The 10,687-nt window shown below is 37.0% G+C and carries 11 protein-coding genes; 1 reads left to right on the top strand and 10 read right to left on the bottom strand.

What is annotated here, in order from left to right:
- Positions 1-249 precede the first annotated feature (249 nt).
- Positions 250-1,212: a glycosyl hydrolase gene (locus ACTBZY_RS07150; RefSeq protein ID WP_463045668.1), complete on the top strand. Its 963-nt coding sequence runs from the start codon at positions 250-252 to the stop codon at positions 1,210-1,212.
- Between the two features lie 153 nt (positions 1,213-1,365).
- On the opposite strand, the gene ACTBZY_RS07145 is transcribed toward ACTBZY_RS07150, so the two are convergent.
- The 10 genes from ACTBZY_RS07145 to ACTBZY_RS07100 all read right to left on the bottom strand — a co-directional run bounded on the left by ACTBZY_RS07145 (position 1,366) and on the right by ACTBZY_RS07100 (position 10,327).
- Complete coding sequence (locus ACTBZY_RS07145; protein ID WP_463045667.1) at positions 1,366-2,109, bottom strand: lysostaphin resistance A-like protein; 744 nt, start codon at positions 2,107-2,109, stop codon at positions 1,366-1,368.
- Between the two features lie 12 nt (positions 2,110-2,121).
- Positions 2,122-2,820 carry a hypothetical protein gene (locus ACTBZY_RS07140; protein WP_463045666.1) on the bottom strand — a complete coding sequence of 233 codons (699 nt, stop codon included), beginning with the start codon at positions 2,818-2,820 and terminating at the stop codon, positions 2,122-2,124.
- A gap of 294 nt (positions 2,821-3,114) precedes the next feature.
- Positions 3,115-4,287 (bottom strand): ABC transporter permease, encoded by a 1,173-nt coding sequence (locus ACTBZY_RS07135; RefSeq protein WP_463045665.1) that lies wholly within the window; start codon positions 4,285-4,287, stop codon positions 3,115-3,117.
- Between the two features lie 5 nt (positions 4,288-4,292).
- The gene (locus ACTBZY_RS07130) at positions 4,293-5,255 is read right to left on the bottom strand and encodes an HlyD family secretion protein (RefSeq protein WP_463045664.1); all 963 of its coding nucleotides are present in this window, start codon (positions 5,253-5,255) and stop codon (positions 4,293-4,295) included.
- A gap of 16 nt (positions 5,256-5,271) precedes the next feature.
- The gene (locus ACTBZY_RS07125; RefSeq protein WP_463045663.1) at positions 5,272-6,645 is read right to left on the bottom strand and encodes a TolC family protein; all 1,374 of its coding nucleotides are present in this window, start codon (positions 6,643-6,645) and stop codon (positions 5,272-5,274) included.
- 93 nt (positions 6,646-6,738) lie between these two features.
- Entirely contained in the window at positions 6,739-7,299 is a 561-nt protein-coding gene (locus ACTBZY_RS07120) for a Crp/Fnr family transcriptional regulator (protein ID WP_463045662.1), read from the bottom strand.
- A gap of 163 nt (positions 7,300-7,462) precedes the next feature.
- Positions 7,463-8,002, bottom strand: coding sequence for a dihydrofolate reductase family protein (locus tag ACTBZY_RS07115; protein WP_463045661.1), 540 nt, complete (start codon positions 8,000-8,002; stop codon positions 7,463-7,465).
- A gap of 360 nt (positions 8,003-8,362) precedes the next feature.
- Positions 8,363-8,983, bottom strand: a complete 621-nt coding sequence (locus tag ACTBZY_RS07110; protein WP_463045660.1) for a MarR family winged helix-turn-helix transcriptional regulator — start codon at positions 8,981-8,983, stop codon at positions 8,363-8,365.
- A gap of 163 nt (positions 8,984-9,146) precedes the next feature.
- On the bottom strand, positions 9,147-9,380 hold the full coding sequence (locus tag ACTBZY_RS07105) for a thioredoxin family protein (RefSeq protein WP_463045659.1): 234 nt from the start codon (positions 9,378-9,380) through the stop codon (positions 9,147-9,149).
- Between the two features lie 245 nt (positions 9,381-9,625).
- Positions 9,626-10,327 carry a hypothetical protein gene (locus ACTBZY_RS07100; RefSeq protein ID WP_463045658.1) on the bottom strand — a complete coding sequence of 234 codons (702 nt, stop codon included), beginning with the start codon at positions 10,325-10,327 and terminating at the stop codon, positions 9,626-9,628.
- Positions 10,328-10,687 lie beyond the last annotated feature (360 nt).

Genomic DNA, 10,687 nt, shown 5'->3' with positions numbered 1-10,687 from the left:
GTACAACCCTATTGTATGATGTATTGGAGAATAGTAATGGATTTTATCAGAGATTTAAACTTAATCATCATAGCTGTGCTAATTTCCTTTAATTGTCTAATTTTTTGTACTTTAAAACTTATAACGATTTCCCAACATATAATCCGGGTTAAATATCAATACAGTGAGTCGCCAGGTGGACATACATGGATGGTTTGGCGAAAGAATTTATGGGATTTGGCTCCTTTACTTTTCAAATAGGAATATCATATGAAAAAACATACAATCATTATGGTAATGCTTCTGATGTCTATGGCATCAGCATCATTAGCTCAAACGTCACAAGTCTTAGAATATCTTAAGGGTATTTCTGGCGAGAGTACACTTGCTGGACAGCATAATAGAGAGCCGAATGCTAAGCCTGCCAGATGGACAGCATTTATAAAAGAGACTACAGGAACGTATCCTGCACTATGGAGTGGTGACTTTTTATTTCAACAAGGAAATATAGATAATAGATGGACCTTGGTGCATGAAGCCAAAAAGCAATGGGATAATGGAGCCGTCATTAACATAATGTGGCATGCTTGCCCGCCAGACCAAGGTGAGCCATGCGGATGGGATCCAGGTTTACTCAATGCTCAGCTAGATGATGCCCAATGGAAGGAATTGCTAACGGATGGATCTGCCCTAAATGAAACTTGGAAAGCTAGAATGGACGACATTGCGGTTTATCTACAGTACCTAGAAGACAACGACGTCGAAGTCCTTTTCAGGCCATTGCATGAAATGAATCAAGGTAAGTTTTGGTGGGGTGGGAGACCAGGCCCAGAGGGTACAGCTCAGCTTTACCCTCTTATTCATGATTACTTTACCAATGTAAAAGAGCTCTCTAATTTGATTTGGATATGGGATATGCAAGACATGAGTAGAGATTTTGAGGACTATAATCCAGGAGGAGCATATTGGGATGTATTTGCTTTTGATGTTTATGATAAGGGATTTGATGCTTCTTGGTATAATTATATACTACCAATAGTAGGAGATAAACCAATGGCAATAGGGGAATGTTCCGTTTTGCCCAGCCCTGAAATGTTATCTGCTCAGCCCAAATGGGTTTTCTTTATGAGTTGGGCAGAACTGGTGAAGGAATCGAATACGGTAGACGAGATAAAAACTTTGTATAAACATCCACGTATTATTACCCGTGATGAAATGCCAGGTTGGAAATAATTAGTTTATTTCGAAATGGCATATTCTTAGATTTTTGTAGAAACTGAAAACTTTAGCAAACCCTTACATTGATGTAGGGTTTTCTTTATATAAACGTTCCAGTGAAAGGATGTCTCAAAATTGAATTGCTGATGACAAGCATTTTGCTTCATTTTAAAGTAAATAAAAGATACAATATATCATCCCTAAATTAAACCCCGAATGGCATAATACGGCTCCCCATATAGTGCCTGTACGTTTTCTCATTTGGAAAAATAGTAGGCTGACCAAAAACATGGACACCGTCCAAAGTAGGGCTGGAATGGCATAGAAATCCCAAGCTTCGTTGATGAATACCAAACCAAAGTGAGAAATATGTGTAAGAGCAAAAGCGGAACTGTCAATGATGGAGGCTTTGGTATCTCCTAAAGATTTGGCGAAGCTGGTGTGAATCAAACCTCTGAAAAATAATTCTTCACCTATTGGGCTGACGAGCATCCCCGTAGCAGCCATGATAAGAAACAAGGTTTTTTTGTCTGGAGCAGAGATAACTTCAGGGATTTTGTAAGATTTGCCTATGTAGGCGTACCAGTTTTCATAGGAGTTGCCGTATAAACTTATTCCTAAATAGTGCAGAAGAAGGCTAAATACAAGACCAAGAATTAGTGCGATAAATAGGTAGTGAAGTTTCTTAGGTGCTTTTATGCCAATCGCCTTTCTTCCATGTTTGTTTAGAAAAACGAACGGCACTATAGCCGAAATGAGCATCACTAAACCGATTAAACTATAGTTGCCAGTTTCATTGGCTTGAAGCACAAGTATAAATCTTGGAATACAAATAAGTAGCATTAAGAATAGACCAAATTTCCAGTCGAACTTAAAAAGTCTGCTCCAAAATGGTTTTAAGGCTGGATTCATGCGGATGGAATTTTAAAGTCCTTTTCTTGTTCTTTTTTTCAATTGGAGAATTCTTTCTTCGTAGTAATATTTCAATTCATCCGCAAAAGTTAATGGGTTTTCATACTCCTTTAGGATCTTATAAAGTTGTTCGTTCTTGGCCAAATCAATAGCATCTTCTAGACGTTCTTTTTCTTGTTGCAAGTAATTATTTTTAGAAAAGACCTTCACTGAAGCAGCGGCATCACCTAAAATGATCTGGGTATTCCCTTCAAAAATATGAGCATGAAACGCCTGTAAGGATTCCAAACTCTCCGTCTTATAAATTTCAATGAGTTTGGTGGTCAGTTCGGTAGCGATATCCGTTTCATTTTCTTTCATGAAGAATTTGTCTGGATGAACATGTAACATCGCTTCTCGGTATAATCTTTTTTTCTCCTTTTGATCTTCGGTAGAGTCAAGATTTGCCGCTGTCTTTTTGGTAGTAATTAAGCCAAGCGGTTCCTGATAATTCTTACCACGTTTTTTCTGCTCTAGTCGTTTTTCCTTTTTCTTCTTTTTAATCTCTTTGTATAAAACATAGAGTTCCTGTGCTTCTATAATCAAATCACCGAGACGAGAACGTAGTAAAGCTTCAAAAGATTGGGTTTTTTTTTCGATTGCTTCCAGCTCCTGCCGGAGCAGTTCAATATCCTCTTCTAGTTTAATGTGGCTTAGCCTTGTTTCCGACATGGATTATTTTAGTATTAGCTAATAATTGTTTTAGTACTTGAGCCCTCTTTTATTATTTGTTCAACGCCACAGGATTAAGTTTTACACAGATACTATAGCAGGCGTAAAAATAGAGAAAATTAGGGATGAATGAATGCAAAAGGGAATAGGGAGGGTAATAAACCAGAGGCTGTTTCTCTAAGCTTCTGGCTTAGTGAAACAGCAATATTAACCAGCGATTTAGTGAATCATCGAGGAAAGTAAAATGGTGGAGACAAACTCCATTGCAAGGCTTTATAGCAAATTATTTTCGGTTTATTTAGCCAACTTAACTTGCTTTTTGCCAAACAAATATATCTTGATTTGTAGCAAGAGAACCATTAAAAATAGACTCACAAACATGATCCATAAAAGCATATTTATTTCGGGTTTGACAGCCGATAAATCACCGCCATAAAAAGCTATTTTTCTAAAGGCACTTAAAAATTGAGTCAAAGGAATATACTGGGCTACTTGGCTGACAGCATGCGGAAAAGCAAGGGTAGGCCAAGTAAATCCGCTCAAGATAAAAGCTGGCGTAGAGATAACCATCAAGAGCTCTGTGGCTTTTAATTGACTCGGAATAGCAATAGAAAACAACATCCCAATAAACATAGAAGCTAAAGACAAGAGTGCGACTAAAACCAGCATAGGCGTATTATATATGTCCGCATCAATTTTAAAATAGGGGATAAACAAACTCACAATGGCCCACATGATAGGTATCATCACTAAAAAAGGAATGGATTTAAGCACAATGTGATACAAAGAAAACTTGCTCTTTTTTACCAGGGTTCCAAAATATCCGTCTTCAAAGTCTCGTGCAAAAACCAATGCTAATGCTAAAAATATCACTTGCTGCATAATGGCACCAAGTATCCCTGGGAGCATAAACGTAACATAGTTTCCAGAGGAATTGTAAAGCTTATTAAAATTGATTTTAAAGCTTTCATAGCTATCCAAAGCCTGTGTAGCTGGCATGCCTTGTTTTTTCAATCCTTCTATCTCAATTCCGGCATTGAGTGTCATTAAAACCGATTGAATATTTTTACTGGCCGTATTGGCATTCAGCATATTTGCCATATTCAGATCTACACGTATTTCAGGATGTCTTTTTTGCAGGATATCTGCCTCAAAATGGCTAGGAATGGTCACCACGGCTGCATATTGCTTTACAGGCATTTCATGGATGAGATTGCCTGAAGAATAACGTACATCACTAACTGATAAGCCTTCATTATCTGAGAAAGCATCGATTATCTTATCAGAAATGGGGCTATTGTCCTCGTCAACGATTACTATGGGTAAACCCACAACTTTGGCTCCTTCATACACATAGCCAAGCAAAAGTCCATAAAATATAGGTGCTCCAATGAAAATGGCGAGTAATACGTTATTAGAGAAAATTCGCTGGAACTCTACTTTAATTAAGTCTAAATACGCTTTCATAATAATTATTGTTTAATTAAAACAGTGGCATTTAGAAAAAAGGATTGATGAGATACATCAGAAGTTGGTACCATTTTCAATTCATAAATTGACTCTGACAGCTCATATAAGGGCGACGTACTGGTGATGTCGGCGTACTGTGCCAGCTGCTTTATCGCTATGATTTTAACCGTGGTTACTTGCTCTATGTATGGGTTCACTAAGGTCAGCTGTTGGCCGACTTTGAAATCGTATATTTTAGATTCTGGAACGGTAAATCGGAAGAAGGTGCTGTTCTTTTGATATCCGTTAAAAAGAGCATAACCGGGCGTAAGTAATTCGCCCACTTGAAGACTGATGGTTTCAATGGTCATGTCTACGGGTGCAGTCATCACTTTTTCGTCGGCTGCAGAAAGTACTTCTTGTTTGGCACCAATAGCTCTATTGAGTTGCCCTTTGGCTTGGTCTATCTGCTCTGTTCGTGCACTTTGACTTACTTCCTTTCGTTTAGCCTTTAAAGCAGAAATTTGAGCTTTAGCCATGTCACGTTTCATTTTTACTTCATCAAATTGCTGTAAACTGATCAAGGAATCTTGGTACATGGCTTGCAGCCTCTGATAAGATTCTTGTGCAAAATTGAGTTGTGCAGCAGCGGCATCAATTTGACCGTCAATCTGACCTAATTGCTCCAAAGTGGCACCTTTTAATGCCATATTTAATTGACCTTTAGCGGCTGTAATTGCTCCTTCTGATTGCATCATTTTAGCATTGACTTCTGGAATGTATATGATGGCCAGCGTGTCTCCTTGCTTTACTGTTTGTCCTTCTTGAACATAAATTTTGCTAATTCTTCCAGCCAGTTTATTACTCACCGAAATGGTTTCAAATTTTACTTGACCTCTAAAGTCTGTTATTGGTGTTTCGTTTTCACAGGAGCTTAGGTAAGCCATGGCCATAAAACCGATACATATATTTACTAGTGATTTCATTTTCGTTATTTGTTTATTAATAGTGGAGTATTCCTTTGGCATGCAGTAAAGCTGTGGCAGCCTTACGCTGTTTGAAAAAAGACTCTTGTAATTTGAAATTAGATTTTTCTAACTCGTTTAAAGCATCCAGAACATCGTTTATAGAAGCCATACTATTCTTGTATTGCTTATTAATCATATCATAAGTATCACTGGCTAGTTCAATTTCTTTTTGAACCATCTTTATGTTCTGAAGGCTAGATTGATAAGTTAATTCGGCATTGATGACGCCAAGAGCTATCATTTCTTCGGCTTCTGCTTTTTGTTCGCCATATTTCAGACCTTCTATTTTACTTTTTTCGCTTTTTAAACGCGATTCAAAGCCGTCAAAAACATGCCATTTTAAGCCCACGCCAACGTACCATTTTGGATCTAGTAGCGACAAACCACTTTCCACAAATTCGTAGTGTCCTTTAACCGCCACCTTGGGTATGAAGTTATTCTTTTCCATTTGTGCTTTAAAAAGCGTGGCTTGTTCGGCTTCTTCCAAAGCCATTATTTCATTGCGTTTTTCAGTATCCGATAAGGTGTTTATGGCATAGGGCTGTAATTCAGGACTTAGTGACCTTAAATGCTCTCTATCGTCATTTGTGAGCTGATGAAGCACCTCTATGAGTAAGGTTTTATTTTGCTCAAACTCCAGTAGTTTTCCCTCTAATTGCTGTTTAGCAAGCTCTATCTTTTTACGGTCAATAGGCGTTGTTAAACCGTTTTCTATGGCCTTTCTTACAAAATATTCTTGTTCATTTAGGAAATCTTGTGAAGTTGTGAGTACGCTTTTTGATGCATAAACTAAGGCTAGTTTATCGTAAGTTTCTATAATTTTTAAAGCTACTTTCTCCTTTTCTACCTCGGTAAGGTGGTTTAGAGAAGCTTCTTTGTGTTTACTAGCTTCTATAGCATTATCTACCGCAAACCCACTAAACACCACCCAGTCCAAATCCATATTTGATTTTAAAATGTTTTTGTTCTGCAAATTTGGGACGGCCGTTAATGGAATGGAAGGTGGAAATGGATCATTGAAAGGTATTCCTACCGCCTCTTTAATCAAAAGCTTTTGTGTAGAGATTAAAAGATTTTGGGTGTCGTCATCAAAGGTGATATCATCATTTAGCCTCGTATAACTTCCATTGAGTGTCAGCTTAGGAAGCAACACAGATTTTGCTATTTTTTGATCAACTTTAGCCTGTTCTTTATCAAAATTATAGCTATTAACACTATGGCTTTTATTCAGCCCTTGATGTATGAGTGTTCTAAGGTTTGGATCCAAAAGCTGTGCTATAGACGTTGCCGGTAAGAACCATACAAGGGCTAGTACTAGGACGCTTAATTTGGATTTGGTGTTTTGCATTGTAAATCGTTTGTTATTACAATGCAAAATTGAAGAGACAGGAAATCGAATCCTTTGATCTAAATCAAAAAGCGAGAATCAGATTGATTTAATTTAATCTTTTCTTCTTATTCGGCTTAATGTTTCTTGTGTTATTCCAAGATAAGAGGCTATGTGCCCTAATGAAACACGCTGGGCAATGTCAGGGAAATCTGCGAGCATATAATTATATCTCTCTTTGGCCGTCTGAAACTGGATAGCGTTGAGTTTTTGGACCATTTGGTTTAAGATTTCTATCGTTACAAGCCTCGCAAGGGTTTCCATCTTGTGATATTTGGCTAACAGTAAATCCATTTTATCTTTAGTAATACTATAGAGTATGGCATCTTCTAAAATCTCCAGATAGTATAAGCTATGACTTTGTTGAAAGAAGCTATCTGCACTGGTCATGAAGTTACGATCTCCAAAAAACCACTGCGTTACATCTTTTCCATCTTCTTTTAGGTAATAACTTCTGCCAATGCCCTGCTCTATAAAATATAGCTTATGGCAAACTTGACCTTCTCTCACTAACACTTGGTCTTTAGTGACGTGTTCTTTTTCAAAATGGGAAACGATGTCGTTCAATTCATCTTGAGAAAATGGCACAAGCTTTAATAGAAATTCAGAAATCATATTTATGTCATTACAAAGTTAAAGCATTTCATATAGCTGCTTGGAGGCCCTTGAAAGGCGAATGTAGGGCTTTAAGAGAATAATCCAAAAGATGAATCCTGAGCAATAGAAACCTTCTTCTTCATCACTTCTGCCAGAGCCTTCTACTTCACAAGTATTCGTTTTATCTTCTTCTTATAAAATGATTTTGAACCACTTTCTCCAAATATATTTTAGTATCAAGGCATTCGAAATCCAAGCGGTCATGCATTTTCGAAAATAAAGGAATGCCGCCACCCAACAAAAATGGAATGATGGTAATCGTCATTTCGTCCATTAAATCTTCTCTCAAGAAACTTTGGATGGTTCTGCCTCCATCTATATAAAGCCTATGATATCCTTTGCCATGAATTTGTCTTAGAATGTCTTTTAAAGTACCGTTAAGCAGTTCGGCTTTTCCTTCATATGCTTGGGGGATCTCTGTCAAACTATTGCTCAGTACAAAAACAGGCTTTTCATAAGGCCAATCTATATTAAAGCCACATACGGTTTCAAAAGTGGTTCTTCCCATAACAAGGGCATCTATTTGGGACATAAATGCACCATATCCCATGTCAATATTATCAGGATTTGGAATGGCATGAAGCCAGTCTATTCCACCGTTTTTGTCGGCAATATATCCGTCAATGCTTGTTGCAATAAATATTTTGTTTTCTGACGCCATTTTTTTTCGTGTCTTGAACAAAGATATTGGTTTATTAGGAGAATAAAGCATGGGTTTAGACGGTCCGTTGTGTACGTGAGAGAAGCTAATTAATCCCGCTTTATGCATTAGAAAATCTCCCGATTTTATTGGGACAGTAAAAAAAGCTTCAAATCAGTTCGTATACCCATTTAAACTCAATCAGCAGAACCCTTCGACAAAAAGCTCAGGGTAAACCCGATGCTAATTTCGTTTAAATGTCTGATTTATTACACTTAAACACTCATTGCGATGCTACAATGCATAAACCACTTCAAAGGCATAAATTAATACGAATGCTGTTGAAGTTGAAAGCTATGAATTTGGTTTCAATTCCCATTTTTAGCTCATATTTCCTACTGTCTTTTCTTCAAATTCAGAACAATCCAATCGGATATCAGAAGTCAATAATTCTTTTTTTATAAGCTTACAGTAACTCTTGTTGTCAGATTTATCGTAAAATGTACAACCATAGCAGGTTCGCTGAACGGTTAAGATGCCATTCTTTTGCAATTGATAGATCAACTTAGATAATGTTTCAAACACATTTTCTAAATCGGCTGTTTCATTTTTCTTTAATTGCGTTTCTATGGGGTTCGCAAAATTTTCTGTTTCTGCTACTGTTTTTCTACCCAAGTCGGATAATAAAATCGAGTAACTGCGACTGTCGGATAAGGAATAATCTTTAATGATGTATTTCTTTTTATCCAACATTTTTATAGCGTCACTTACGGTTGGTTTTGTAATATTAAATTCTTTGGCTAGATGGCTAACATTACAAAGTTCGGATTTATGATAAGCAAGAAAAATGAGTATTTGAATCTGAATAGGGCTTAAACCTATCACTTTGGCGTGTTCCCATAGTAAAATTTTAAAGACTTCAGATACCCGCTCCAAAGCAACCACAATTTTACTCGATACACTTTCCTGCTGAAAGTTGATATTGAAAGCACTTTTTTCCATGGATGAACATACCTTAATTAATGTGATAGGTAAAGTTAGCAATCCTAATTACGCTTGTCTCATAATTGGTTGAAATTTGCTATGTAAGCGAAGGGATTCAAATAATTTGGGTTAAAGTTAGGAGTTCTTAAGGAAAGGACTCCTAACTAATTGTGTTAAATTTTTAACCTTTAACATCTGCCATAGATGCCCCAAAATTAATGTGAAGCACATTCCCATTTGGTGTAACTAAAGCTGGAACGGATTTTACACCCAACTTTTCTGCTTCCGAGATACGAGATTTTGCATCCTGAAAATTTACAACTTCTACATCCGATGGATTGATAAGGTTTAAGATGTCTTGCTCTGCACTGAGGCAAACGGGACACCCTGCGTGATAAAAGATGGACTTACTCATAACTATTGGTTTTAAATCTTCTAGCAATATTGCCGATATAAATATAGTAAGGAATCCTAACAAATCGGATTGTTTTCTTTTTATTTATGGCATGGCTATGCTCGAGTAAGGAAGAGCGGGGCTAATACGAGCTGTACTTTTAGAAAGGTTTTAGTTCCTAAATTAGGACAGGTTAAAGAGGGGTAAATACTTGGTGGAGGTCTGGCTTCAAGCAGAATGTTAGGCTTTTACAAAATGCATTCCTTTTAAAGTTCATAACCTGCAAAGCGGTTCATTAAAGAAATCCACCACGCCCAATCACCCGCAAAGTACATGAAAGCATGCAAAGTGGCTATGGCCATAAAAACGGGGACGTAGGTATATCTTATTTCCCTATATTTCCGCTCTTTAAAAATAATGATGAGCAGAATCAGCTCTATCAATACATAGGAATAAGTCAGGGATTGGTGGAAATTAGAGGCTAATTGAAAGGAGAAAAATACCCTTGTTAATGCGGGTACCAGAGGTGCAAATATGGTGCAGACCATAAACCGAGCATGGAGCTTGATGTTTTTTCGATAATAAATGCCTAAAGCATAAAGTGCAAGGAAACCGAATAGGGTAAATGCGTCAATAAAAGCTAAATTATAAACAATATTGGGAGGATAACTGGCTTGTCTCAGAATCATGAGTTTCATCATTTCAAAGCCCGCAAGTACCAATACAGGCACCACAATCAGAGAAACCCAACCTAATTTTCTGTGAATTTTGAGCTTTCCTAAAGTGTATAATAAGGGTTGAATAATCAACAATGTCATCCAAAGTGTGGCTGAGATTCCATGGATGTGATATATGAAGGTTGTTTCCTTTAACTTGAAGAAATACGACTCGGAAAATCCAAGGTAAATAATGATTAAACCGAAAATGAGATAAAGATATGCTCTATCGTAGAACCTTTGTTTTTTCATCTTCTTATCACTTTAGTAAATGAAGCATTACACTATAAAAATAAGGCTAGTTATTTATAATCTGGATAACAGGCTATCCCCAAACGGGACATTTACAACAAAACATGATTTAGCAAACAAAACCGCTTCATGATTTCATATACGAATTTAATGCTTTAAGTTAAAGCTATTAAAAACCGTTGATTCATTTTATTCTGTGGTCTGTAACAAAGATCTAAGTCACGTTTCAGCAGGCTTGCATTCAAACGCTAATAAGTCGCCGTGTTGGTAGTCAAAGGCTAGTGCAAGTGCTCACAAGCTTTGATAGCATAAACTTGGTTTCAATCTATTTTTGGAGGTAGAGCGAATAGATCGGAAGAG

The organism is Arcticibacterium sp., from assembly GCF_055134445.1.
This window is presented reverse-complemented; position numbering and strand designations above follow the sequence as displayed.